Annotated in this window: 23 protein-coding genes; 12 read left to right on the top strand and 11 right to left on the bottom strand. The window is 69.8% G+C overall.

Annotation, left to right across the window (positions count from 1 at the left end):
• Positions 1-64: 64 nt before the first annotated feature.
• Positions 65-967 carry a LysR family transcriptional regulator gene (locus ON19_RS08560; protein ID WP_043688746.1) on the bottom strand — a complete coding sequence of 301 codons (903 nt, stop codon included), beginning with the start codon at positions 965-967 and terminating at the stop codon, positions 65-67.
• 100 nt (positions 968-1067) lie between these two features.
• Here ON19_RS08560 and ON19_RS08555 point away from each other — a divergent pair, with 100 nt between their 5' ends.
• Positions 1068-2309, top strand: a complete 1242-nt coding sequence (locus ON19_RS08555; protein WP_051168654.1) for an MFS transporter — start codon at positions 1068-1070, stop codon at positions 2307-2309.
• Between the two features lie 45 nt (positions 2310-2354).
• On the opposite strand, the gene ON19_RS08550 is transcribed toward ON19_RS08555, so the two are convergent.
• The 5 genes from ON19_RS08550 to ON19_RS08530 form a co-directional block, all read right to left on the bottom strand.
• Entirely contained in the window at positions 2355-3095 is a 741-nt protein-coding gene (locus ON19_RS08550) for a 16S rRNA (uracil(1498)-N(3))-methyltransferase (protein ID WP_043688745.1), read from the bottom strand.
• Entirely contained in the window at positions 3096-4247 is a 1152-nt protein-coding gene (gene dnaJ, locus ON19_RS08545) for a molecular chaperone DnaJ (RefSeq protein WP_043688744.1), read from the bottom strand.
• A 151-nt stretch (positions 4248-4398) separates the two neighbouring features.
• Positions 4399-5430, bottom strand: coding sequence for a heat-inducible transcriptional repressor HrcA (gene hrcA, locus ON19_RS08540; protein ID WP_043688743.1), 1032 nt, complete (start codon positions 5428-5430; stop codon positions 4399-4401).
• A 247-nt stretch (positions 5431-5677) separates the two neighbouring features.
• Entirely contained in the window at positions 5678-6481 is an 804-nt protein-coding gene (locus tag ON19_RS08535; RefSeq protein ID WP_043688742.1) for an alpha/beta fold hydrolase, read from the bottom strand.
• Positions 6482-6495: 14 nt separating this feature from the next.
• Positions 6496-7317: an alpha/beta fold hydrolase gene (locus ON19_RS08530; protein ID WP_043688741.1), complete on the bottom strand. Its 822-nt coding sequence runs from the start codon at positions 7315-7317 to the stop codon at positions 6496-6498.
• Between the two features lie 394 nt (positions 7318-7711).
• Between ON19_RS08530 and ON19_RS08525 the strand changes: the two genes are divergently transcribed.
• The gene (locus ON19_RS08525; protein WP_043688740.1) at positions 7712-8677 is read left to right on the top strand and encodes a helix-turn-helix domain-containing protein; all 966 of its coding nucleotides are present in this window, start codon (positions 7712-7714) and stop codon (positions 8675-8677) included.
• Positions 8678-8680: 3 nt separating this feature from the next.
• Here the strand turns inward: ON19_RS08525 and ON19_RS08520 are convergent, their stop codons facing one another.
• The 3 genes from ON19_RS08520 to ON19_RS08510 all read right to left on the bottom strand — a co-directional run bounded on the left by ON19_RS08520 (position 8681) and on the right by ON19_RS08510 (position 10849).
• Positions 8681-8896, bottom strand: coding sequence for a hypothetical protein (locus ON19_RS08520; protein ID WP_043688739.1), 216 nt, complete (start codon positions 8894-8896; stop codon positions 8681-8683).
• A gap of 221 nt (positions 8897-9117) precedes the next feature.
• Entirely contained in the window at positions 9118-10326 is a 1209-nt protein-coding gene (gene hemW, locus ON19_RS08515; RefSeq protein WP_043688738.1) for a radical SAM family heme chaperone HemW, read from the bottom strand.
• Positions 10327-10441: 115 nt separating this feature from the next.
• Entirely contained in the window at positions 10442-10849 is a 408-nt protein-coding gene (locus ON19_RS08510; protein WP_043688737.1) for an SgcJ/EcaC family oxidoreductase, read from the bottom strand.
• A 213-nt stretch (positions 10850-11062) separates the two neighbouring features.
• Here ON19_RS08510 and ON19_RS44640 point away from each other — a divergent pair, with 213 nt between their 5' ends.
• The 8 genes from ON19_RS44640 to ON19_RS08475 all read left to right on the top strand — a co-directional run bounded on the left by ON19_RS44640 (position 11063) and on the right by ON19_RS08475 (position 20944).
• Positions 11063-11155, top strand: coding sequence for an Ms4527A family Cys-rich leader peptide (locus tag ON19_RS44640; RefSeq protein WP_368854281.1), 93 nt, complete (start codon positions 11063-11065; stop codon positions 11153-11155).
• 125 nt (positions 11156-11280) lie between these two features.
• The gene (locus tag ON19_RS08505) at positions 11281-13095 is read left to right on the top strand and encodes a nitrite/sulfite reductase (protein WP_043688736.1); all 1815 of its coding nucleotides are present in this window, start codon (positions 11281-11283) and stop codon (positions 13093-13095) included.
• A 20-nt stretch (positions 13096-13115) separates the two neighbouring features.
• Complete coding sequence (locus tag ON19_RS08500; RefSeq protein WP_043688735.1) at positions 13116-13832, top strand: phosphoadenylyl-sulfate reductase; 717 nt, start codon at positions 13116-13118, stop codon at positions 13830-13832.
• Between the two features lie 14 nt (positions 13833-13846).
• Entirely contained in the window at positions 13847-14779 is a 933-nt protein-coding gene (cysD, locus tag ON19_RS08495) for a sulfate adenylyltransferase subunit CysD (RefSeq protein ID WP_086006611.1), read from the top strand.
• Between the two features lies 1 nt (position 14780).
• The gene (locus ON19_RS08490; RefSeq protein ID WP_043688733.1) at positions 14781-16076 is read left to right on the top strand and encodes a sulfate adenylyltransferase subunit 1; all 1296 of its coding nucleotides are present in this window, start codon (positions 14781-14783) and stop codon (positions 16074-16076) included.
• A gap of 1 nt (position 16077) precedes the next feature.
• Complete coding sequence (locus tag ON19_RS08485; protein ID WP_083899228.1) at positions 16078-16941, top strand: sirohydrochlorin chelatase; 864 nt, start codon at positions 16078-16080, stop codon at positions 16939-16941.
• A 503-nt stretch (positions 16942-17444) separates the two neighbouring features.
• Complete coding sequence (locus ON19_RS08480; RefSeq protein ID WP_043688732.1) at positions 17445-19469, top strand: hypothetical protein; 2025 nt, start codon at positions 17445-17447, stop codon at positions 19467-19469.
• Positions 19469-20944: an ABC transporter substrate-binding protein gene (locus tag ON19_RS08475; protein WP_083899227.1), complete on the top strand. Its 1476-nt coding sequence runs from the start codon at positions 19469-19471 to the stop codon at positions 20942-20944. Before ON19_RS08480 ends, ON19_RS08475 begins: the two co-directional genes overlap by 1 nt.
• 81 nt (positions 20945-21025) lie before the next feature.
• Here ON19_RS08475 and ON19_RS08470 read toward each other — a convergent pair whose 3' ends face one another.
• Positions 21026-21646 carry a TetR/AcrR family transcriptional regulator gene (locus ON19_RS08470; protein WP_043688731.1) on the bottom strand — a complete coding sequence of 207 codons (621 nt, stop codon included), beginning with the start codon at positions 21644-21646 and terminating at the stop codon, positions 21026-21028.
• A 102-nt stretch (positions 21647-21748) separates the two neighbouring features.
• Here ON19_RS08470 and ON19_RS08465 point away from each other — a divergent pair, with 102 nt between their 5' ends.
• Both ON19_RS08465 and ON19_RS41320 read left to right on the top strand, forming a co-directional pair.
• Complete coding sequence (locus ON19_RS08465) at positions 21749-23158, top strand: MFS transporter (protein WP_043688730.1); 1410 nt, start codon at positions 21749-21751, stop codon at positions 23156-23158.
• An 8-nt stretch (positions 23159-23166) separates the two neighbouring features.
• A complete protein-coding gene (locus tag ON19_RS41320) occupies positions 23167-23850 on the top strand; it encodes an SGNH/GDSL hydrolase family protein (protein ID WP_043688729.1) in 684 nt (227 codons plus the stop codon).
• 223 nt (positions 23851-24073) lie between these two features.
• Here ON19_RS41320 and ON19_RS08455 read toward each other — a convergent pair whose 3' ends face one another.
• Positions 24074-25177 carry an FAD-dependent monooxygenase gene (locus ON19_RS08455; protein WP_043688728.1) on the bottom strand — a complete coding sequence of 368 codons (1104 nt, stop codon included), beginning with the start codon at positions 25175-25177 and terminating at the stop codon, positions 24074-24076.
• Positions 25178-25282: the final 105 nt, after the last annotated feature.

Raw genomic sequence — 25282 nt, 5'->3', positions numbered from 1 at the left:
AGAGAAGTTTAACGCGCCCCACCGACACCGCCCAGTGAATAAGCCCCCCGGCCGGCCCGGTTCCTCACGGGATTCCACCACGTCGCCGCGCCCACTCCTCGGTGAAGTCACGGAAACGGCGCACCGCGTCCGATGGCGTCGCCGAGGCGGGCCAGATCAGCCCGACCGCGCGAGCGGCGCCCGGGTCGGTCAGCGGCACCGTCACCGGGCCCGACAGCGGTCCCGTGGACGGCGGGTCTTCGCCCGGCAGGATCGCCACCCCCAATCCCGCGGACACCAGCCCGGCCACGGTGACCAGATCGCTCGACTCGAACGCGATTCTCGGCCGGATATCCGCGGCCGCGCACAGTTCGTCGAAAATGCGCCGCATCCCGAAGCCGTGGTGCATGGTGACGAACCGCGCGTCGGCCACCTCGGCGAGCCGGACCTGCCGCCGCCCGGCCAGCCGGTGTTCCGGCGGTACCGCCAGGACCAGCGGCTGTCGCAGCACGGTGCGCCAGCCGACGCCTGCGACGGCCGGACGAGGCGAGACGATGCCGAGATCGGCATCGCCTGCCAGCACCCGCTCGGTCACCGCCTCGGCCGCCCCTTGCCACAGCGTGACGGTGATCCGCCCGGAGACCCGCCGGAAGCCGCTGATCAGCTGCGGCACCAGCGAACCGCCGAAGGAGTGCTGGAAGGACAGTCGCACGACGCCCCCGGCCGGATCGGAGCGATCGGCGATGGCCTGTTCCGCGGCGTCCAGCTCGGCTTGCGCGCGGCGGGCGTGTTCGTAGTAGATCCGGCCGAACTCGTTCAGGGTGATCCGCTTGCCGTGGCGGTCGAACAGTTCGACGCCGATCCTGCGCTCCAATCGGGCCAGCATGCGCGACAGGGTGGGCTGCGCGAGGTGCAGCCGATCCGCGGCGGCGCCGACCCGCTCGAGTTCGGCGAGTGTCGTGAACCACTCCAGATCCTCGCCCAGCATCGCCCTGCCTCCCTATATACGCCTGACGCATCAAGTTGCTACTCATTATTCATTTCCTTTCCCAAGAACGAGCGCAGACGCTGAAGCAAAGGAGGAAGCCATGAGCACGAGACAGAGCGCGGCGCCGGGGGACGCCGCCCACGAACGCAGGATCACCGTCGCGCTGTTCGCGGCGGGTCTGACGACCTTCGCGTCCATGTACAGCGCCCAGGCGCTGCTGCCGAGCCTCTCGGCCGCGTTCGGCGTGGCGCCTGCGAAGGCGGCGCTGGCGGTGTCGCTCACGACCGGCTTCCTCGCGCTGGCCATCATCCCGGTGAGTGCCCTGTCCGCGCGGCTCGGCCGGACCAGGGTGATGACCGGTTCCGCCGTCGCGGCGGCGGTGATCGGACTGCTGCTGCCACTGAGCCCGTCGCTGGAGCTGCTGCTCGCCGGACGAGCACTGCAAGGCATAGCGCTGGCAGGCGTGCCCGCGGTGGCGATGGCCTATCTGGCGGAGGAGATCGACGGCGAGGGGTTGGGCGCCGCGATGGGCATCTACGTGGCAGGCACCACGATCGGTGGGCTGGCCGGTCGGTTGATTCCGGCGTTCACCTCGGACCTGGCCTCCTGGCGCTGGGCGATGGCGGCGGCCGCGATCGCCGCCGCGGGCTGCACGGTGTGGTTCGTCCGGTGGCTGCCGCCGTCTCGCGGCTTCGTCCCGCGTCCCGCCGGTATCCACACGATGCTCGGCGATCTCGCCGGACAGCTGCGTCATCGCGGGTTGCTCGCGCTGTTCGGGCTGGCGTTCGTCCTGATGGGCGGGTTCGTCTCGCTGTACAACTATCTCGGCTACCGGCTCACCACGGCGCCGTTCGCATTACCGGAAGCGCTGGTGGGGCTGGTGTTCGTGCTGTATCTGGCGGGCACGGCGGCGTCGGCGGCGGCCGGGCGGCTGACCGATCGGATCGGCAGGCTGCGGGTGCTCACGGTGTCGCTCGGCGTGATGACGATCGGGCTGGTGGTGACCGTTCCCGACCATCTCGGCACCGTACTGCTCGGCGTTCTGCTCTACACCGCGGGATTCTTCGGGGCGCACACCGCGGCGAGCGCATGGGTGGGCGCGATGGCACGGGGCAACCGGGGCGCGGCGTCGTCGCTGTATCTGTTCGCCTACTACCTCGGCAGCGCGCTGGTCGGCGGCGCGGCAGGTCTCGCCTACTCCCGTGCGGGGTGGCTCGGATTGACCTGCGGTATCGGATTCCTGATGGTCATCGCGGTGGTGCTGCTGTGGGTATCGCATCGGTCGCAGCGCCACGCGGAGCACACCGGCACCGTCGCGGTAGCGGTTCCTGTCGAGGTCTGACCGCCTACCCCTACCGACGCTGGGTGGACCCGCCCTCGGAGGCGTTCACCAGCGCGGGGTCAGCGCGCCGAGCGCGCCGAGCGCGACCGCTGCCGCGGTGGAGGTACGCAGAACCGTCGGGCCGAGCAAGGTCACCTCAGCACCCGCCTCGGCCAGGGCGGCCAGTTCCGCGTCGTCCAGCCCGCCTTCCGGACCTACCACGAGGACGATCGCGCCGGCCTCGGCGAAGGGCAATTCGGCGAAGCGGGCGGAGCCGGACTCGTGCAGCGCCGCGATGACCGCGCCGTCGGCCTTCGCCGTGCGGACCACCTCCAGCAGGGCTTTGGTGTGGTGCAGATCGGCGACCGCCGGGATGTAGGCCCGCCGGGACTGCCGGGCGGCCGAGCGGGCCGCGGCCCGCCACTTGTCGACCCCCTTGGCCGCCTTGCCCTCCCAGTTCGCGACGCAGCGCGCGGCCTGCCACGGGATGATGGTGTCCGCGCCCGCCTCGGTCATCAGCTCGACCGCGAGTTCCGAACGATCGGATTTCGGCAGCGCCTGCACGACGGTCACCGGCGGCGCCTGCGGAGCCGCCAGCACCCGGTTGCGCACCGCGAGTTCGAGCCGGTCGCGTTGCGCGGCGACGACCTCCGACTCGGCGAGCACACCGCGCCCATCGGAGAGGGTGATCGGCTCGCCGATTCGGATGCGGCGCACCGTGGCGGCGTGCCTGCCCTCCGGACCGTCCAGCACCGCGACCGCGCCCGGCTCGGGCACCTCGTCGAGGTAGAAGACCGTCGCGGCCACCTAGCGCCCGCTGAACGAGGCCCGCAGCCGCGCGAACAGGCCGCTGTTGTGCTCGGACTGTGCCGACATCACCTCGGCGCGCTCGCGTTCCCGCATTCCCTTGTACTTGCGCAGCAACTCGGTCTGCTTGCTGTCCAGCTTGGCCGGGATCACGATGTCCAGGTGCGCGAGCAGGTCGCCGCGCGCGCCGGAGCGCAGCCGCGGCATACCGTGACCGCGCAGCACCGAGATCTCGCCGGGCTGGGTGCCCGCCGGAATGGTCAGCTCGGTGGGGCCGTCGAGGATGGTGTCGATCACGACGGTGGTGCCCAGCGCCGCGTCGACCATCGGCACCCGGATGGTGCAGTGCAGGTCGTCCCCGTCCCGGACGAACACGTCGTGCGGCTGCTCCACGATCTCGACGTACAGGTCACCCGCGTGACCGCCGCCCGGGCCGACCTCGCCCTGCGCGGCCAGCCGCACCCGCATGCCGTTCGCCACACCGGCCGGAATCGGCGCGGCGATCTCGCGGCGCGCCCGCACACGGCCGTCGCCGCCGCACTTGTGGCACGGGTCCGGGATGGTCTCGCCCGCGCCCCGGCAGGTCGGGCAGGGTCGCGAGGTCAGTACCTGGCCGAGGAAGGACCGCTGCACGGACTGGACTTCGCCCGCGCCGCCGCAGGTTTCGCAGCGCACCGGCTTGGAGTTGCCGTTGGTGCCCGAGCCCTGACAGATGTCGCACAGGATCGCGGTGTCCACGGTCAGGTGCTTGGTGACGCCGACCGCGCACTCGGCCAGGCTCAGCCGGGTGCGGATCAGTGAATCGGCGCCCGGCTGGACGCGACCGCGCGGCTTGCGCGCGCCGGTCGTGCCGCTCATGCCGCCGAAGAACGCCTCGAACACGTCGCCGAGTCCGCCGAAGCCCGCGCCGTTGAAGCCGGCTCCGCCGCCGCCCGATTCCAGCGGGTCGCCGCCCATGTCGACGATGCGCCGCTTCTCCGGATCCGACAGCACCTCGTAGGCGGTCGATACTTCCTTGAACTTGGCCTGCGCCGCCTCGTCGGGGTTGACGTCGGGGTGGAGCTCACGCGCCAGCTTGCGGTAGGCCCGCTTGATCTCCTGATCGGTCGCGTTCTTCGCGACGCCGAGCAGTCCGTAGTAGTCCCGTGCCACTTTGAGTTCTCTAGTCCTTGGTCGTTCTCGACGGTGCCGCCGGTGCCGCGCCGCGTAGGAAGCGCGCCGACAACAGCATTAGTCTCGTGCACTCAACTTTATCCGCCCGAAGGGTCGAGCGTAGCAGTGGCGTCGCCGACCGGGTTTCCGGTCAACGCTCGGCGAGGACCTCGCCGATGTAGCGGGCCACGGCCGCCACCGAGGCGATCGTGCCCGGGTAGTCCATCCTGGTCGGGCCGAGCACCCCCATACCGCCGAGCACCGCACCCGCCGCGCCGTAGCCGGTGGACACCACCGAGGCGCCGCGCATCTGCTCGACCTGCGTCTCCTCGCCGATACGCACCGTGACCGTGCCCGGCTGCTGCGCCGCGGCGAGCAACTTGAGCACGATCACCTGCTCCTCCAGCGCCTCCAGGACGGCGCGCAGCGAACCGGGGAAACCGAAGTCGGCGACGTTGCGGGTCAGGTTGGCGGTGCCGCCGAGCACCAACCGCTCCTCCGGATGCTCCACCAGCGTCTCCACCAGCACCGTGGACACCCGCACCAGCACGTCGCGCAGCCGCACCGGCGCGTGCTCGGGCAGTTCCGCGACCGCCGCCGAGGCCATGGCCAGCCGTTTGCCGTCCATCGCCCCGCCGAGCATGCCGCGCAGCGCGGCCAGATCCTCGTCGTCGATCACCGCACCGAGTTCCACCAGACGCTGGTCGACCCGGCCGGTGTCGGTGATCACCACCAGCAGCAGGCGCGCGGGATTGAGGGCGACCACCTCGATGTGCCGCACCGTGGACGCCGACACCGTCGGGTACTGAACCACCGCGACCTGTCTGGTCAGCTGGGCCAGCAAGCGGACGCCGCGGCGCAGCACGTCGTCGAGGTCGACGCCCGACTCCAGGAACTCCATGATCGCCCTGCGCTCCGCCGGCGACAGCGGCTTCACCTCGGAGATCCGGTCCACGAACTGCCGATAGCCCTTGTCGGTGGGAATGCGGCCGGAGCTGGTGTGCGGCTGTGTGATGTAGCCCTCGGCCTCGAGCACCGCCATGTCGTTGCGTACCGTCGCGCTGGAAACACCCAGATTATGCCGCTCGACCAGCGTCTTCGACCCGATCGGCTCCTTGGTCGCGACATAGTCCGCGACGATCGCGCGCAGGACCTCGAAGCGCCGATCCTCGGTGCTCGACATCGGCCCCACCTCCTCGCTTGCGTCTCCGGTCGCGCCGTACCCGGCGCAGACGGCCCGCGCCCACGACCCGGCGCAGGCGAATCACGGTTCGTCTCTTTATCCAGTCTAATTGTCGAAAGCCGAATCGCTCGCCCGCAACGCTCCCGCTGGCGGCGGCAGGACCGCGACGCACGCGCCCGGAAACCGCCGAGCGGGACGTGACCGTGCGGTCGGTGGACCCACGATCACGTCCCGCCAGTTGCGGCGATCAGCGTGCAGCGGCGGCTTCGACCACGGCGGCCACGGCGTCGGGCCGGGAGACCAGCGAGGCGTGCGAGGCGTCGATCTCGCTGGTCAGCGCCCCCATGCGCTGGGCCATGAAGCGCTGGGAGGACGGGGGAATCACCCGGTCGGCCGCCGAGACCAGATACCAGCTCGGAATGCCGGACCACGAGGGCGGCCCGGACGGTTCGAGATTGGCCTTCACGGCGATGGAGTGCTGATGGGCGATCATGTCGGCCGCGGTCGCCGGACCGACGTCCTGGGCGAAGACGGCGTTGAAACTGTCGGGAGCGACGTAGCCGTCCACGTTCTTGCCGGCGACACCCGTGACGTCGTCGACGACCTTCACCTGTAGCGCGGGCGGCAGCAACTGGCTGCCCGGAAAGCGGATCGGGTCGAGCGCCGCCTGGGCCACCTCGCCTGACACCGGTGCGAAAGCGGCGATGTAGACCAGGGACTCGACCTGCGGATCGCGCACGTTGCTGATCACGAAACCACCGTAGGAGTGCCCCGCCAGCACGACCGGACCGCTGATCGTGTCCAGCGTGCGCTGCACGGCCGCGGCGTCGTAGGCGGGTCCGCGCAGCGGGTTCTCCGGCGTCACCACGCGATAGCCGCGTCCGCGCAGCACGGCGGCGACGCCGTCCCAGCTGGTGGTGTCGGCGAAGGCGCCGTGCACGAGCACGATGGTAGGCAGGGCCTGGGCCTGGGCGGAACCGGCCGAGACGGTAGCGGCGAGTGCGATGGCGAGCGCCGCCACCGCGCCGCGCAGGCTGCGTTTGTTCGTCATCGGATGTTTGTCCCTCAGCTCTTCACGAAGTCGAGCAGATCGGCGTTGAACGCCTTCTCGTAGTCGCCACAAAGGCCGTGCGGAGCGCCGGGATACACCTTCAGCTGTGCTCGCGGTAGCAACTTCGCCGTCTTGGCGCCCGCGGCGGCGAGCGGCACGATCTGGTCGTCGTCGCCGTGCGCGACCAGCACGGGGATATCGATGCCCGGCAGCTCGGCGGTGAAATCGGTCTCGGAGAACGCCGCGACGCAGTCCAGCGCGGCTTTGAGCCCCACCTGCATGCCCATCAGCCAGAAGTGGTCCCGCAGCCCCTGTGAGACCTTCGATTCCGCGCGGTTGGCGCCGTAGAACGGGACCGACAGGTCCTTCCAGAACTGCGACCGATCAGCGGCCACGCCCGCGCGGATGTCGTCGAACGCCTCGATCGGCGTTCCTTCCGGATTGGCGCCGGTCTTCAGCATCAACGGCGGCACGGCGCCCAGCAGCACGGCCTTGGCGACCCGCGAGGTGCCGTGCCTGGACAGGTATCTGGCCACCTCGCCGCCGCCGGTCGAGTGCCCCACCAGAATCGCCTCTGTGATGTCCAGCTCGTTCAGCACCGCGGCCAGATCGTCGGCGTAGTGGTCCATGTCGTGCCCGTCCCACACGTCGCTGGAGCGGCCGTGTGCGCGCCGGTCGTGCGCGATGGCCCGACAGCCGTTGCTCGCGACCAGGTTCATCTGGTTTTCCCAGGCGTCCCCGTTCAGCGGCCAGCCGTGGCTGAACACCACGGGACGCCCCGAACCCCAATCCTTGTAATAGATCTCGACGCCATCGGTGGTGGTGATCGTCGGCATGACGGTTCCCTTCGCTCTGGATGGATCGGATTACGGCTCGCGGGGCACCGCGGGAGGGTTCTCGCCGGGGAATCGTGCTGCGGTGTCGGCGACGGCGCGCCGGTCGCGTTCGACGGGCAGGAAGTGACTCACGGAGTCCACCTTCAGCAATCTATGAGCAATTCTGCTGCGGCCCCCGCGCTGGCCGTGCACAAATACCACCTGGCGTCGGTTCACCCCTGCCTCCTACGGCGGACCGCGATCAATCTCTGTCGATCGCCGTTCGACAGCGTATGACGGGCAAACACCAGAAAAACGACTGTCAGTGCACGATGCTGGGCTCAGAATGCACGGCTCCGTCCGCCGGGTCCGTGCGAGGATTGCCGAATCTGTCCCAATTGCGACGGAGGCTGCCATGACGGTCGTGTTCGATACGGACACCATCGCGCCGCACGAGCGGGTGGACGCGGTGTCCGCGGCGATGCAGCGGGCGTCGGCCCCGTCCCTCGTCGTCTTGGACGGGCCGGACGAGCGGGTCCACGCCAGGTTCGACGTATGGCAGTTCGGCGACGCGAGCATCTTCCGCGCCCGGACCTCCGGCATCCAGTTGATCCGCACGCCGAAGCAGGTGCGCAGCTCACCCGCGCCGATGCTGGCGGTCGCGGTGCAGCAGGCAGGCGACGGGCACTACGAGCAGGGTGGCGTCCAGCGCGTCGTGCGGCCGGGCGAACTCCATGTCATGGACCTGAACGCCCCCTACGACTTCAGCCGGCGCGGTGACGGGGTGTCGACCTGCCTGCACGTGCCGCTCGATCAACTCGGCCTGCCCGCAGACCTGATCAGTCAGGCCGCGACCAGGGTGCAGGGCAGTCCGCACTACCGGCTGGTGGCCGGGCACATCGTCCAGCTGACCGCCGACGCCGACGCGCTCAGCGCCGACCCGGCGGCCGCGCTGTCCGGCTGCGCCAGTATCGAATTGATCCGGGGCCTGCTGTTGTCGGCGGGCAGCGACGACGGCAACGGCCCCGTCGTCCCGACCGACATCCTGCTGGCCCGGATCCGCGCCTACGTCCGGCGCAACCTGGCCGATCCCGGCCTCGGCGCCGAACAGATCGCCAAGGCGCACAACATGTCGGTCCGGCAGCTGTACAAGGTCTGCGCGAACGCGGAATACAGCCTCGAACAGTGGATCATCGGTCAGCGGCTGGAGCAGGTGCGCGGCGATCTGGCGCGCTTGGATCAGAAGCACCGGACGATCGCGATGATCGCGCGACGCTGGGGTTTTCGCGATCCGAGCCATTTCGCCCGGCGCTTTCGCACCGCCTACGGACTCTCGCCCCGGGAATGGCGCAGGATCGCGCTCGCCACGGACGAGCCGTAGCGGTCAGCCGCAGTCGGGGGTTCTCGCCTGCTTGCCCGCGAGGGCGTCGAGGCCGAGCATCGCCAGCAGCGACTCGCAGTCGGTGGCGTTCTGCGCGTAGCTGGCCACGGTGCGGGCGGCGACGGCGCACTGGCGCGCATTCTCCGCTTTCTCCGCCGCTCGCGCCTCCGCGAATTCGCCCGGTTCATGGATAAGGGTGATGTGCCGTGCCGACGCCATTGGTCTCCTTGGGGGTTGGTCGCAGACTACGCGGCCGTTCGGCGCCGCGTTACCGGAATCGGAGGCGCGGTTCGCGGAACCACCGCAGCCGCGGGCTTGAATCGGGCCCGCCCGGACGGGCGCAGGGCCGTCCGCGGTACGGGTTGGGCGAGTGCGATTTCCGGGGTGGTCGTGCCCGAATCGCCAGGTCCGACCATGTCGTCTGGAGCGCGCCGGGTGGATCATCCGAGCAGTTCGCGGACGACGCCGTCGGCGAGGAGACGGCCGCGGTCGGTGAGCACGAGCCGATCACCGGGCGAACGCACGGCGAGGCCGTCGCCGATCACGCGGTCGACCGCGGGCATGGCCGACGACGTCAGCTCGGCCAGGGGCAGGCCGCTGCGCAGCCGGACGGCGAGCATGACCCGCTCCAGGTAGCGCTCGTCCGCGCTGAGCGCCTCCCAGCCCGCGGCGGGCAAGCCGCCCGCACCGACTCGATCCGCGTACCGCGCGGGGTGCTTCACGTTCCACCACCGCACGCCGCCGACATGACTGTGCGCACCCGGCCCGGCGCCGAGCCAGTCACCGCCGTCCCAGTAGCCGAGGTTGTGCCTGCAGACCGCGGCGTCGCCCGCCGCCCAGTTCGACACTTCGTACCAGCCGAGCCCCGCCGAGCGCAGGCGCGCGTCGATGCGCTCGTAGCGGGCGGCGAGAACGTCGTCGTCGGGCGCGGGCAGTTCGCCGCGGCGCACCCGCCGGGCCAGCGCGGTGCCGTCCTCCACGATCAGCGAGTAGGCCGAGACGTGGTCGACGCCCGCGCCGAGCACCGCGTCCAGGCTGACGTCCAGGTCGGCGTCCCGCTCACCCGGCGTCCCGTAGATCAGGTCCAGGTTGACGTGGTCGAAGCCGGCGGCGCGCGCCTCTCGCGCGGCGGCCACCGCGCGGCCCGGGGTGTGCGTGCGGTCGAGCACCCGCAAGACGTGCTGCGCGGCGGACTGCATGCCCAGCGACACCCTGGTGAACCCGGCCGCCCGGATGCGCTCGAAGAATTCCGGCGAGGTGGATTCGGGATTGGATTCCGTGGTGACCTCGGCCCCGGCAGCGAGGGTGAACTCGGCACGCACCGCGTCCAGCACCGCGGCGAGCCCGTCGCCGCCGAGCAGCGAGGGCGTCCCTCCGCCGACGAAGACGGTGGCCACCTCGGGCGTGGAGCTCGGCAACGCGGCGAACTCCCGCGCGGCGGCGGCCAGCTCCCCCCGCAATGCCACCAGCCATGACTGCGGCGAGGCCGACGTGCCGAGTTCCCCCGCGGTGTAGGTGTTGAAGTCGCAGTAGCCGCAGCGCGTGGCGCAGAACGGCACGTGCACGTAGATCCCGAACGGCCCGGCGCCGAAATCGCGCAGCACCGGCGCGAAGGCGTCGGTGCTGGCAGGCGCGGCGGAAGAACTCACATGTCCAGTGTGAACGCCGCCGGATGCGCGCCGACGCCCGGGACCGCGCAGCGTCCCCGGCCGACCCCGGATCGCTGGTTCCGATCACCTCGCGCGGCGAGCCCGTAACCAGGCTTCAGTCCGCCACCACGGGCGTGTTCTGGTTGGCGGTGAGCAACCAGCGGCCGTCCTCCTTGGACATGACGTACATCGGGGTGCCTTCGCTGTCCAAGGCGCCCTCCGGGGTGAAATAGCGCTGGCGCACCTTGACCGCGGCCACATCCGGGCGGATGAACAGGACGTGCTCGATCTCGTAGGTCGCCGTGCCGTGCGCACTCGCTCCCGGCAGCACCTGGGCGGTGAACTCGGCGATGGCGGCGCGTCCGAAGAGGCGTTTGCCGTGGCCGGTGGTCCAGATCGCGTCCGCGCGGAACAGCGCGGCGAATTCGTCGACGAGTTCGTTCTGCTGGACGTGCTGGACGCGCGCGACGACCGCGCGGATGGCCTCGATCTCGGCGGCGGTGTCGGCAACTGTGGTACTCATGGCGCCGAGCGTGCTACCTCGACCGCGCTCGAGGTCAAGCGGCGTGCGAGACGTCACAGCCGCCGGGGCCGCCGTATCACCCCCCTCCTTCGGCCTCCTTACTATGACTGCCGTCACAAACCTGGTCCGTAGTCCAGGGGATTTCCCGCCGAACAGCGGGAAATACCGAATGGGGGGTCGGAAGGCCATCGCTGACGTGGCACAATAGGCCGCATGCGCGCTTTCGGAGTACGACTTGTGGCACGTCGCCACGTCGATTACAAGCGCGTCTGCAGCGCCTGCTGTCTGCCCGGTTCCCTCCGGTAGCTCAGCGCGCCCGATCCCCGGAATCCCCGGCGATCCCGACTTCATCGGCCCGCTGACACCGCAGGCGTGAGTCAGCCCCTCGCGCCCTCAGCAGGATGTACCACCCACCCAGCAGGAGCGACCCCATGACGTCGAGCACCGACGCCGGTCCGACCGATCAGCCCACGCCCGAATCCCAGCCGGGCCACCGCGCGCGCCCCGAACGCCCGGCCTCCGAACGCCGCGTCCGCCCGGACCGCCCGCGTCCCGAGGCGTCGTCCACGGGACCGCGCGTGCGTACCGGCAAGCCCGTGCGCCGCAAGGCCGAGGGCCAGTGGGCGCTGGGCTACCGCGAGCCGCTGAACCCGAACGAGCAGTCCAAGAAGGACGACAATCCGCTCAACGTCCGCGCCCGGATCGAGAACATCTACTCGAAGACCGGATTCGACGGCATCGACAAGGGCGACCTGCGCGGCCGGTTCCGCTGGTGGGGTCTGTACACCCAGCGTGAGCAGGGCTACGACGGCAGCTGGACCGGCGACGAGAACATCGACCTCCTCGAGGCCAAGTACTTCATGATGCGCGTCCGCTGCGACGGCGGCGCGCTGAACGTCGCCCAGCTGCGCACGCTCGGCCAGATCTCCACCGAGTTCGCCCGCGACACCGCCGATCTGTCCGATCGCGAGAACGTGCAGTACCACTGGATCGAGGTGGAGAACGTCCCCGAGATCTGGAAGCGGATCGAGGCGGTCGGCCTGAAGACCACCGAGGCGTGCGGCGACTGCCCGCGCGTGGTGCTCGGCTCCCCGCTGGCCGGCGAGTCGCTGAACGAGATCATCGACCCGACGCCCGCGATCGACGAGATCGTGCGCCGCTACATCGGCAAGAAGGAGTACTCCAACCTGCCGCGCAAGTTCAAGACCGCGATCTCCGGCCAGCAGGACGTGGTGCACGAGATCAACGACGTCGCGTTCGTCGGTGTGGTGCACCCCGAGCACGGCCCCGGTCTGGACCTGTGGGTCGGTGGCGGCCTGTCCACCAACCCCATGCTCGCCAAGCGGGTGGGCGTCTGGGTGCCCCTGGAGGAGGTGCCCGACGTCTGGGAGGCGGTCGTGTCGGTGTTCCGCGACTACGGCTACCGCCGCCTGCGCACCAAAGCGCGCCTGAAGTTCCTGATCAAGGACTGGGGCATCGAGAAGTTCCGCCAGGTGCTGGAAGACGAGTACCTGAAGCGCAAGCTGATCGACGGCCCCGCGCCGGAGCAGCCGACCAAGCCGATCGACCACGTCGGCGTGCAGCGGCTGCGCAACGGGCTCAACGCCGTCGGTTTCTCCCCCATCGCGGGCCGGGTCTCGGGCACCGTTCTGACCGAGGTCGCCGCCGCGGTCGAGCGGATCGGCTCCGATCGCATCCGGTTCACCCCGTATCAGAAACTGATCGTGCTCGATGTTCCCGACGACAAGGTCGACGCGCTGATCGACGAGCTGGAGCCCCTCGGCCTGCAGGCGCGGCCCTCGCTGTGGCGGCGCAATCTGATGGCCTGCACCGGCATCGAGTTCTGCAAGCTCTCCTTCGCCGAGACCCGCAAGCGGTCCCAGGCGCTGGTGCCGGAGCTGGAGGAGCGGCTGGCGGATCTGAATGCGCAGCTGGACGTTCCGATCACGATCAACATCAACGGTTGCCCGAACTCCTGCGCCCGTTCGCAGATCGCCGACATCGGATTCAAGGGGCAGCTGGTCGACGACGGCGACGGGAATCAGGTGGAGGGCTTCCAGGTTCACCTGGGTGGCAGCCTCGGCTTCGACAGCGCCTTCGGACGCAAGCTGCGCCAGCACAAAGTGACAACCCAGGAACTCGGCGACTACGTCGAGCGGGTGGTGCGCAATTTCGTCAAGCACCGTGCGGACGGCGAACGGTTCGCCCAGTGGGCGGTCCGCGCCGACGAGGCCGACCTGAGATAAGTGTCGACGGGAGATCAACTGTGACAATCGAACTCGCGGAAAAGCTGTCCGAGGACGAGCTCCGCGCCATCGCCGCGCGCGGCGCCGCCGAACTGGACGGCGCCTCGGCGACCGAACTCCTGCAGTGGACCGAGGACACCTTCGGCACGAACTACATCGTGGCCTCCAACATGCAGGACGGGGTGCTGGTGCACCTGGCCGCGGGCATCCGGGCCGGCGTGGACGTGCTGTTCCTGGACACCGGCTACCACTTCGCCGAGACCATCGGCACCCGGGACGCGGTGGAGGCCGTGTACGGGGTGAACGTGGTCAACGTCCGGCCGGAACACACGGTGGCCGAACAGGATCAGCTGCTGGGCAAGGATCTGTTCGCCCGCGAGCCGAACGAGTGCTGCCGGTTGCGCAAGGTCCTCCCGTTGCAGAAGTCGCTGGCGGGATACAACGCCTGGGTCACCGGCATTCGCCGCGTGGAGGCGCCGACCAGGGCGAACGCGCCGCTGATCTCGTTCGACGAGGCATTCGGACTGGTGAAGATCAACCCGATCGCCCCGTGGTCCGACGACGAGATGCAGGACTACATCGAAAAGCACGGCATCCTCGTCAATCCCCTGGTCGAGGAGGGGTATCCGTCGATCGGCTGCGCACCGTGCACACGGAAGCCGGAGCCGGGATCCGATCCGCGCAGCGGCCGCTGGGCCGGGCTCGCCAAGACCGAATGCGGATTGCATACAGCATGACCGAAGGGCACAGCATGACCGAAACAATTCGAGGCGAGCGTTCGCTCGGCATCAGCGATTTCGACACCCTCGCCGCGCTGGAGTCCGAGGCGATCCACATCTTCCGCGAGGTGGCGGGCGAGTTCGAGCGGCCGGTGATCCTGTTCTCCGGCGGCAAGGACTCCACCGTGCTGCTGCATCTGGCGCTCAAGGCGTTCTGGCCCGCGCCGCTGCCGTTCGCGCTGCTACACGTGGACACCGGGCACAACCTGCCCGAGGTGCTGGAGTTCCGGGACAAGGTCGTCGAGCGCTACGGCCTGCGCCTGCACGTGGCGAAGGTGGAGGACTACCTGGCCGACGGCAGGCTCACCGAGCGCCCCGACGGTATCCGCAATCCGCTGCAGACCGTCCCGCTGCTGGACGCGATCAGCGAGCACCGGTTCGACGCCGTGTTCGGCGGCGGCCGCCGCGACGAGGAGCGCTCACGCGCCAAGGAGCGGATCTTCTCGCTGCGCAACGCCTTCGGCCAGTGGGACCCGAAGCGGCAGCGTCCAGAGCTGTGGAATCTCTACAACGGGCGCCACGCTCCGGGCGAGCACGTGCGCGTGTTCCCGCTGAGCAACTGGACCGAGCTGGACATCTGGCGCTACATCGCCCGCGAGGACATCGATCTGGCGAGCATCTACTACGCGCACGAGCGTCCGGTGTACCAGCGCGACGGCATGTGGATGACGCCCGGCGTGTGGGGCGGCCCGCGCGACGGCGAGGTGCTGCAGACCCGGTCGGTGCGCTACCGCACCGTGGGCGACGGCTCCTCCACCGGCGCCGTTCTCTCCGACGCCGCCGACAACGAGGCGATCCTCGCCGAGGTCGCCGCGTCCCGACTGACCGAACGAGGTGCCACCCGCGGCGACGACCGGGTTTCCGAAGCCGCGATGGAAGACCGCAAACGAGAGGGTTATTTCTGACATGTCCGACCTATTGAGGCTGGCCACCGCCGGTTCTGTCGACGACGGCAAGTCCACTCTGGTCGGACGCCTGCTCTACGACACGAAATCCGTTCTGGCCGACCAGATCGACGCCGTCACCCGCGCGTCGGTGGACAAAGGTCTCGCCACCCCGGATCTCTCGCTGCTCGTGGACGGGTTGCGCGCGGAGCGCGAACAAGGCATCACCATCGATGTCGCCTACCGCTACTTCGCCACTCCGCGGCGCTCTTTCGTGCTCGCGGACACCCCCGGGCACGTGCAGTACACCCGCAACACCGTGTCCGGCGCGTCCACCGCGCAGCTGGTGATCCTGCTAGTCGACGCGCGCAAGGGCGTCATCGAGCAGACCCGCAGGCATGCCGCCGTCCTCGCGCTGCTCGGCGTGCCGAAGCTGGTGCTCGCGGTCAACAAGATCGATCTGGTGGACGACGCGGCCGGTGTGTTCGCCGCCATCTCCGCGGAATTCAGCGAGCTCACCAGCACTCTGGGCTGGTCGAGCGAGGACGTGCTGGAGATCCCGGTCTCGGCGCTGCACGGCGACAACATCGCCACCCGGTCGGACAACACCCCCTACTACGACGGCCCTTCGCTGATCGAGCACCTGGAATCGGTGCCGGTCGACGCCGACAGCACCGGCAATCACGCGCTGGGCCTGCGGTTCCCGGTGCAGTACGTGATCCGGCCGCGCACCGCCGAACACCCGGACTACCGGGGCTACGCCGGGCAGATCGCGGCGGGCGCGGTCGCTCCGGGCGACGAGGTCGTGGTGCTGCCCTCGGGTGTCCGCACGACCGTCGAGCGGATCGACACCCCCGACGGCGAACTCGCGGTGGCGCAGACCGGGCGCAGCGTGACCTTGATCCTGGTCGATGACGTCGATGTCTCCCGTGGCGACATCATCGCCTCGACCGCCGACGCGCCGGAGCCGGTGGACACCTTCGACGCCACCGTGTGCTGGCTGGGCGACAAGCCGCTGCGGCCCGGCGCGCGATTGCTGCTCAAGCACGGCACCCGGACCACCCAGGCGATCGTCGGCGCGCTGCTGGAGCGCTTCGACGAGCAGCGCCTGGTCGCCGATCCGAACCCGGAGTCGCTGGAACTCAACGACATCGGGCGCATCTCGGTGCGGCTCGCGGAGCCGATCGCGGCCGACGACTACCGGGTGAACCGGTACACCGGCAGCTTCCTGCTGATCGACCCGGCCGGCGGCAATACGCTGGCGGCCGGCCTGGTCGGCGACGTGCTGACCGCCGTCGAGGTCGGCACCGGAGCCTGACATGGCCGTGTCGCGAGCCCTTTTCGATACCCCGCCGGTCCTGCGCGCGAGCGCCCCGGCGGGTCGCTCGGGCTCCACGACACCAGGAGCCGGTCACCGCGCGGCCGTGTTCGGTGCGGCCACGGCGCGGCCACCCGCGCTGATCGCGGTAGCCCACGGCAGTCGTGATCCGCGCTCGGCGGCGACCGTCGCGGAGGTGGTCGGCGCCCTCGCTGCCGCGCGGCCCGACCTCGATGTCCGGACGGCGTTCCTCGATCTCACCGCCCCGTCGGTCGAACAGGTCGTGGATGCCGTTGCCGCCGATGGACATACGCACGCGGTGGTGACACCGCTGCTGCTCGGCAGCGCCTTCCATGCCAGGGTCGACCTGCCGGGCCTGCTCGCCGCCGCCCGCAGCCGCCGGCTCGGTCTGCACCTGACCCAGGCCGACGTGCTCGGCACCGACGCCGGGCTGATCGGCGCTCTACGCGACCGTGTCCTCGCCGCTGGTGGCGGCCACACCTCGGCGGATCGTCGCCTCGGCGTCGCGGTCGCGGCGGTCGGCTCGTCGTCGGCCGCGGCCAACGCCCGCACCGCCGAGGTCGCCACCCGGCTCGCGGCCCGCACCGGCTGGCGCACCGAGATCTGCTTCGCGACCACCGAACCGTCGGTGACCGAGGCGATTACGCGGCTGCGCGCCCGCGGTGCGGACCAGGTGCTGGTGGCCCCCTGGTTCCTCGCACCCGGTCTGCTGACCGATCGCCTGGCCCACGCGGCGCCGCAGGCCATCCACGCCGAGGTCCTCGGCGCGCATCCGGCACTCACCCGGGTCGTCCTGGATCGCTATCACGCGGCCATCGCGGAGCCGCGCGCTCTTTCCGCCTGATCGGAAAGTTCCGGCGAGCCGGGCTCGAACTGTTCCCGATTCCGGGCTCCTACCGGTCAACGGGTCACCGGCCGGTTAGTGAACCGGTCCGAGCCGGCCGCCCACGTCACCGCGAGTGGTGACGAGGCCCCGTCGGCCCGCGATGATCCTCCACGCCGGTGGTGGCAGTGCCGCGTCCGTCGACCACAACGTAGTAGAGGGTCTGCATAAGTTCACCGCATCGTGTGCGGATGTCTCGGTTGAATGACGGTGCGCCCGTGGGTTTGTCGGGATTCTTCCGATACTTCGGCGTCCCGGCTTCCGCCGCGCGCGAGGTGGTCGGCGGCGAATTATAGTGGTCGATACACGGGGGTATTGCCTGCGGTGGGAATAGGGGCATCCGTCGTGCGGGGGCGACGACATGTGCCGAATCCGCGAAGTTGCTTCAGCATCCGCGTGATCCGGTGTCCACGACGAAACGCTCCGGTCAGCAGTAGCGCCAGACGAACGCAGGATAGAGGGCGATGCCGGGAGATGAGTGGAGTTCGAGTGGGTTACGCGCGGTCAACGGGTGGCTGCTCGAGCACCTACTGGAGCGGCCGGAGGGGCGCAGCCGCAAGCTGCCGGTCGTGGTGGCGCTCGGCCCGCGTGGCACCGGCAAGACGGAGCTGTTGCGCGCGATGAAGGCTCGATGCGAGCTGGTCCCACATGCCTATCTGGACTTCGAGAGCGGGGAGCGGGAGCCGAGGGAAGTGCTCGGGAAGCTGGCCTTCGAGCTGAGCAAACACTGGGGCCAGTTCGGCAGGCCGGCCTTCCCGCAGCTGTCGGTGTGCCTGCTCGTGGTGGGCAGCACACTGCACACGCACGCCGACGATCGCCGAGAAGCGCTGCGCCAGCTGCGCCGCATCCTGCTGGATTCCGGGCCGATCGAACGCAATCGCGCGAGCATCGTCGAGTTGGTGGCATTGACCGGGACCACGGGCGGCCTACCCCCCTGGACGGCCGCGGCCGTCGACGTGCTGCTGCGAGGTCTGGGCCGGTTGGACCGCAGGCGGCTATTGCGCGGCGTGCCGCGCGCGCCGGGCTCGCTCGCAGGCCCCGAGGATGCGCTCATCGACCTGGCCATGTGGTCGCACGACAACGGCACGCACGCCGACGGCAACGCCGATCTGCGCGCCGAGGCCGACGCGCTGTTCTGCGAGGCGTTCCTCGGTGACCTCCGGCGCGCCTACACCGGGTCGGCGGGATCGCGGCGGACGCTGAATTGCCTTGCACTGCTGGACAATGTGCATACTCCGGCCGGGCGGAAGTTTCTGCTCGCGCTTCAGGAGGCGCGGCGCAGAGCCGGCACGGAGTTCGATCCGATGGTGGTGATCGCGGCCAGCCGGACGTGGATCCCATACTGGAGCGAGAGTTGGCACCGCCCCGGTGGATACCGGTTCGATCGCGATGACGAGCGTCCGCCCGAGCACCGCACCGGAACACTGCGGTGGCCTGCGCCACGCAGGCCGTCCGACATCGAGAGCGATTGGCCGCGGGATCCCGCGGCGGAGTGTCCGTGGAGTCCGTGGTACCTGATCGATGTGGGCAGCCGCACGGCGAAGGACATCGCGCAGCTGGCGGCGGATCGCCGCCTGTACGACACCCCGCGGGTCGCCGATTTCGTGCGCAGCTTGACGGCCGGACATCCAGGTGGCAGTTCCGAGGTTCTCGCCGTGTTGGCCCGGTCCGACTATCGGGCGCGGCTGGCCGCGGCACGCCGAGTCTTCGACCAGCCGCGGCCGCGGCAACCAGGCACCGAGGCCGACGATGGTTCCCGGCCCACGGTGCACGAAGGCATGCGCGAGAAGTTTCTTCAAGACTTCGCGGTAGTGCCCGACAGACGCGATCTGATCACCGCCAGCGCCGCCCGGAACGTCGACATGCTGTATCGGCCCGAGGTGCTCGACTCGGAGGTCCCCAACGGGGAGGGACTGCTCGAGTCGCTGCGCGACCACTTGTGGATCCGAGAGCGCGACGGGGCGCCGACAGAGCTGGAGATCCATCCTTGGTTGCGCCGGATCCTCCTGCGTGAGTTGGCCGCTCGTGACGAGACCGATCCGCGGGACTGGACGCGGACTCATACACTCTGCCGGGAGGTGTACCGCCGCGGCGGGCAGGAGGTCGCCGTGTGCTATCACGAGCTGGCTCTGGGGAATCTCGCCGCCGTGGTCGACTATCTGGGTCGGCCGTTCGCACGCGACGACGACGAGATCGATGTGGCGGAGGCGCGAGACTGGCTGACGGAGCTGGACTTGATCACCTCGGCACCCAATCGCCCGGACGCCGAGCGGACGCCGATCGACCGGGTCCGCGACCTGGTGCGAGGTAGTGGGTTCGGCAAGAACGACGCGTTGGCCTGGCTGATCGCCGGCCTGTGGGTGCGCAGTGACCCGCTCGGTGATCCGGAAAAGACGTTGAACGAGACCATCGCCGGGCAGTTCCGGGAGTTGGCTCGTGGCCGGGGTCCCGGCTCTGTCCTGTTGCACGAACGTGCGGGGAGGTACTGATGAGTGGTCGGATCGCGCCGCCGCCGCCGCGGCGGCGGCGGTGGATGTTGATCGCCGGGGTGGTCTTCGCGGTGGCCGTCGGCCTGGTGGCGGCGGTAGTCGTGGTGCCCGCCGTGGTCGACTGGACCAAGCGCTGCGGCGAGGGTGTCGCGCGAGTCGGCCCGTACGACGAGTGCGTCGGGGTCACCGACGGGAGCGTGGTATTCGCGCCGGAGCTGGCCGATATAGAGCAGCGGATCCGCGAGGAGAACAACGATGTCGTCGAGAAAGGTGCGGACTATGTGAGTGTCGTGGTGCTGCTGCCGATGACGGTGCGTGCGGAGGACGTGGTGTCCATGGCGTGGGTCCGCCACCACTTGGAAGGCGCGCACTTGGCCCAACTCGCGGCCAACAAAACCACACTCATGGGCGGAGACACCCCGTTGATCCGGCTACTGCTGGCAAACGCGGGCAGCGGGCTGACTCAGTGGCGCTCTGCGCTGGAAGAGCTCGAACAGCGTCGTGCCGAAGAACGCATCGTGACCGTGACCGGTATCGGGCTCAGCGTCGACAACGCGGTGAACGCGATGCAAAGACTCGCGAAGTTGCCGATGCCGATGATCGGGTCCACGGTGACCGCGGAGCCACTGGCAGGCGTCAGCGGCTTTCTGCGGGTGTCACCGACCAATGCCGCGCTGGCCAGAGCGGCTGCCAACTATGCCGTCGGCGAGGGCATGAAGCGCGCCGTGCTGGTGCGTGACCGGAATCCGGAGGATCGCTATTCGGTGACGCTCGGTGACGAATTCGCGAAGTATTTCCCAGGCGACTTCGCCGGTCACACGGAGCCGTACGATTCACTGAATCCTGGCGTGGACAATACCTTTCACCACATGATGCCCAATATCTGCGCTGCGGCTCCCGACGTGGTGTTCTTCGCGGGGCGGGCGCGGCATGCGACGACGTTCATCCAGGCTTTGGCGGAACGCAACTGCCGGGACAAGCCGATCAGGGTGCTCACCGGCGACGACATGACGTACTCCCCGATTCCCGATGACGCGGTGGCGACGGCGTTGTCCACCGAGGTTTCCGTGTTCTACACCGAGTTGGCGCACCCGCAGGCGTGGGACGCGCCTCCCCCGAACGTGTTCAACCCGCATTCGATCGGCCAGTTCGGCGACAAGTGCCAGGGACAGGTGTGCTACCGGCAACTGTCGGCCGACCGGCTGGACGACGCCGTCGCGATCATCGCCTACGACGCGGTGCTGACGGCGGTACAGGCGATCCGTCTCGCGGCGGGCGATGACGGCCACAAGGTGACAGCGGGGGATGTCTTGCAGACGATGCCCCGGCTGCACGACCAGACCGCGGTGCAGGGCGCCAGCGGCAGGATGTCGTTCGACGAGTCGGGGAACCCGGTCAACAAGCCGATCGTGATGCTGAAGCTTCTTCCCGGTCGGCCACCGGAATTCGAGGGGCTGTCCTGGCCCGGCAAATGAGATCTGCGCGGCGGTGGCGACCCCCGGCGCGCTCGCCGCACGGTCCTGCGTCCACGTGTCGGCGACAACGACTGCGGTGACTCAGCCGAGCAGCTCGTCGATTATGGCGCGGGCGGTGGCGACGCCCCGCTCGTCCCCCATCTGCCGGGCGGTGTGCGCCGCGGCGATCACCGCGTCCAGTTGGAACGCGACCGCGTCGGCGCTGCGTGCACCGAAATGGCCCTGATCCTGCGCGCGCCGAATCTCCTCGACCAGGAAGGCGAGCCAGTCTCGGCGATCCTGGGCGATGGCATCGCGCACCGGCCCCGGCTTGCTGTCGAACTCGGCGAGTGTCGCGACGCGGAAGCACCCGCCGGGAAAAGCCGGGTGCGCCACCTGACCGAACCAGCGCTCGACCAGGGCGCGCAGACGCGGTAGTCCGGCGGGTTCGCCCCGGCTCGGGGTGATGACTTCATCGATGAAAACCTGCCGCGCGCACTTCACCGCCGCGAGCTGCAAACTCTCCTTGCTGCCGAAGAGGGTCGCGATGCCGCTCTTGCTCAGGCCCAGGTCGGTGGCCAACCGGCCGATGCTGAGGCCGTTGAGCCCTTCGACGGACGCCACATCGGCGGCGCGGCGGGCGATCGACGCCCGCGCTCGGGCGCCCTTGGCCAACCGCTGATCGGTGTCGTGCGGCCGGCCCGTGGTGACGGACTCGCTCATGACGTCATTCTTTCACTCCGCTGTTGCACATACGAACGTATGGTCGTACTTTAACTGAACGAACGATCGTGCGTTTTGTTTCCCTGCTCCGAAGGACTTCCCATGACCGACGCGTCCGTACGGCTCGACAGCCCGCCGACCGCGACCGCGGCTACCCGCACCTTGCTGATCTCCTGCGGTGCGGCGTTCATCGCCTTCCTCGACCTCTCGGTCGTCAACATCGCCTTCCCCTCGATCGCCCGGGACTTCCCCGGCACGGCCACTACCACACTGACCTGGGTCGTCAGTGGATACGCGGTCGCTTTCGCCGCGCTGCTCACGCCGGCCGGCCGTTTCGCCGACACGCTCGGGCGTCGCAGGCTGTTCCTCGGCGCGCTGGCCGGTTTCGCCCTCACCTCCCTGCTGTGCGGTCTCGCGCCTACGGCGGGCTGGCTCATCGCCGGCCGGATACTGCAAGGCGCGACGGCGGCGCTGATGGTCCCGTCCGCTCTCGGCTCGGTGCTCGCCGCCACGCCGCGCGAGAAGATCGGCGCGGCCATCGGGGCGTGGTCGGCCGCGGGCGGGTTCGCCGCCGTGGTCGGTCCCGCGCTCGGTGGCGCGCTGGTCGAAGGATTCGACTGGCGAGCGGTTTTCGTGATCAACGTGCCGGTGGCGCTGCTGCTCATCGCGGCGGCGACGCGCATTCCGGCGGACGCTCGACCTTCGGGAGGCGCGCTACCGGACCCGATCGGCACCATCGCGGTCGCACTCGGTCTCGGCGGACTGGTCGCGGGCGTCACCGAGGGGCAGCGCTGGGGCTGGACCTCGGTGGGGACACTGGCCGCCCTGATCGGCGGCGGACTGCTGGTCGTCGCCGCGCTCGCGCGTTCGGCGCGACACCACGATCCCGCCGTCGCCGTGGACCTCTGGCGTAGCAGGTCGTACGCGCTGGCCAACGCGACCTCGTTCGTCTTCGGCGCCGCCATGTTCGCCTGGTTGCTGGCGGGACCGCTGTTCCTGGACGCGATCTGGGGCTACTCGGTGCTCGGCTCGGCGGGCGCGATGACCATCGGCGCGGTGGCCTCGATGGTGACGGCCACCGTCGCGGGACGGGTCGGCTCCCCCACGGTCAGGCGATGGCTCGGTGTGCTCGGGGCGCTGATGTTCGTGGCGTGCACCGTGTGGATGAGCACGGATGCCTTCGGTTCCACCCCCGCCCTGTGGTCGGCCTGGATTCCGGCCGGCGTGCTCGGGGGTGGCGGCATCGGGTTCGTCGTCACGGTGCTGGGCACCGCGGCCGCCAGTTCCCTTCCGCCGCAGCAGTTCGCCGCCGGTACCGGCATGAATCTGACGGCGCGGCAAGTGGGCGGTGCGCTCGGCGTGGCCGTTCTCGCCGCCGTGTTCGCGGCGCGGACGGACGATCCGCTCGGCGCGTTCCACACCCTCTTCGCCGTGTGCGCGGGCATCGCCGCCGTGGCCGCCTGCTTGGCCGCCCTGCCCGCTCGCAGCCCGTCCTTCTCCATCGACAGCTAGGAAACACCGTGAGCGACAACGTCATCCGCACCGAAGCCAACGATCCCCTGCTGCTGCCTGCTGCCGAACAACGACGTCTGCTCGCCGATGCACCGTGGCAGCGCTACGCGGTGCTCGGCGACTCCATCGCGCAGGGCGTCGGTGACCCGAGCCCGGGTTACGAACCGGTGGGCTGGGCCGACCGCGTCGCCGCCGTGCTCACCGCGGTGCGCCCGGGCCTGGCCTACCTGAACACCGGCCGGATCGGCGCCACCTCCGCCCAGGTTCTCGCCGAGCAGTTGCCGTCGGTGCTCGAATTCCGGCCCGACCTGGTGCATCTCAGCTGCGGCGGCAACGACCTGTTCCTGCCCGGCGGTGATCCCGCCGAGCTGCGAGCCAATCTGGACACACTGTTCGGGACGCTGGCCCGCACGGGAGCGCAGATCGTCACCTTCACCCTGGCCGATGTCTGGGAAGTCGAGCGCATGGCGCCGATGCGTCCGATGCGCGAGCGGATGGCCGCGCTCAACGACTTGGTGCGTGAGCTGGCCGACCGCTACGACGCGCTGTTGCTCGAACTCTGGGACCACCCGCTGCGCCTGCGCCCCGATCTGATGAGCGCCGACCTGATCCACTTCAGCATGAGCGGCCACGCGGTCCTCGCCTCGGACATGGTGCGCACTTTGGCCGATCACGTTCCCGCGCCGCGCTGACCGGACCGGCATGGTGGAGGCACCGGCAGGCGGGTGCTGCCTCCACCACATCGCGAACGATGTCCGACCCCCACGACACCGGCGCGGGGTGCACGCGCGAACTGGGTACGTCAGGTGTGTCCGTTCGACGAAACGGTGCCATGCTCGCGGCGAGCAGCCGCCGCGCGTCCCGACCGGGCGGGGTTGAGGCCAGGCCGATGATGCCCGCGCTTCGCGGGCAGGGTCAGATCGTCCAGGTGTAGGCGTGGGTGATCGATCGGCCCAAGAGCGCGCTGGGCAGCAGCGGTAGAGCGGTATCGCGCAGCGTCGCCAGCGCTGCGGACCTCCAATGCGCCGGAGCGCCGACCCGGCGCGAAAGCCGGGCGATCATCTGGGTGCGCGGCCTGCGGAGGCGGTCGTATTCCGCCAGTCCCGCGTCCACGCCGAGGGTGTCCACGGCCGCGGCCAGCGTGACCGCGTCCTCGAGCGCCTGGCAGGCGCCCTGGCCCAGGTTGGGAGCCATGGCGTGCGCGGCGTCACCGAGAATCGCGACCCGCCCGCGAACATAGGTGGGTAGCTTCGGCAGTTCGTAGGTGTCGTGCTGCAGAACGGCGTCCGGGCGCGCGGCATCGAGCAGCGCCGGTATGGGGTCGGGCCAGCGCGCGAACTGTGCGCGGAGCCGATCCAGGCCCGTCCGGGATCCAGCCGGAGCGTTGGCCATCACATAGCAGTAGACGCGGCCGTCCGGCATCGGCACATACCCGAAACGCTCACCCCTGCCCCACACTTCGACACTTCCCTCGACCGGGTGAGGTGCGGTGAGCAGACGCCATGTGGTGTATCCGACGTAGCGCGGTCCGGGCGCGTGCGGCCAGACCGACCGCCGAGTCACGCTGTGCACGCCGTCGGCGCCGATCACGAGGTCGGCGGTGGCGGTGCCGTGGTCGTGGTGGACCGTTCCGTCGGGCAGTACCTGCCGCACGGTCGTTCCCGGCCGCAGAACATGCGCCGGTACGGCCGCGCGCAGGATGTCCACCAGTGCGGCCCGGTGGAGGATCGCCCATGAGCCGAAGCGTCGTTCGAGGTCCGCGATGTCGTTACGGATCAGCCAGCCCCCGTCCGCACCGCGGATACCCAGCGGTGGACCGGGTTGCCCGCCGGTGCCCAGGAGATCACCGAGGCCGAGCAGGTCGAGGGCACGCACTCCATTGGGCTGGATCGACAGCCCCGCACCGATTTCGGTGAACTCCTGAGCGCGCTCCAGCACTTCGACCTCCCAGCCACGGCGATGCAACGCCACGGCCGCGGCCAGCCCGCCGATACCGCCGCCTACGACGAGCGCCTTCATCGCCGGACCTTCCGATCGCGGGCCGCCCCGGCGCCCATGCGAGCGGACCTGGATTGCCGCCACCACACAGCTGCGGTGACCAGCACCACCGCCGGAAACACCCAC

The sequence above is a fragment of the Nocardia abscessus NBRC 100374 genome (assembly GCF_000308455.1).
Classification (GTDB): domain Bacteria; phylum Actinomycetota; class Actinomycetes; order Mycobacteriales; family Mycobacteriaceae; genus Nocardia; species Nocardia abscessus.
The sequence above is the reverse complement of the archived record's forward strand: the minus strand, read 5'-3'. Positions and strand labels throughout refer to the sequence as shown.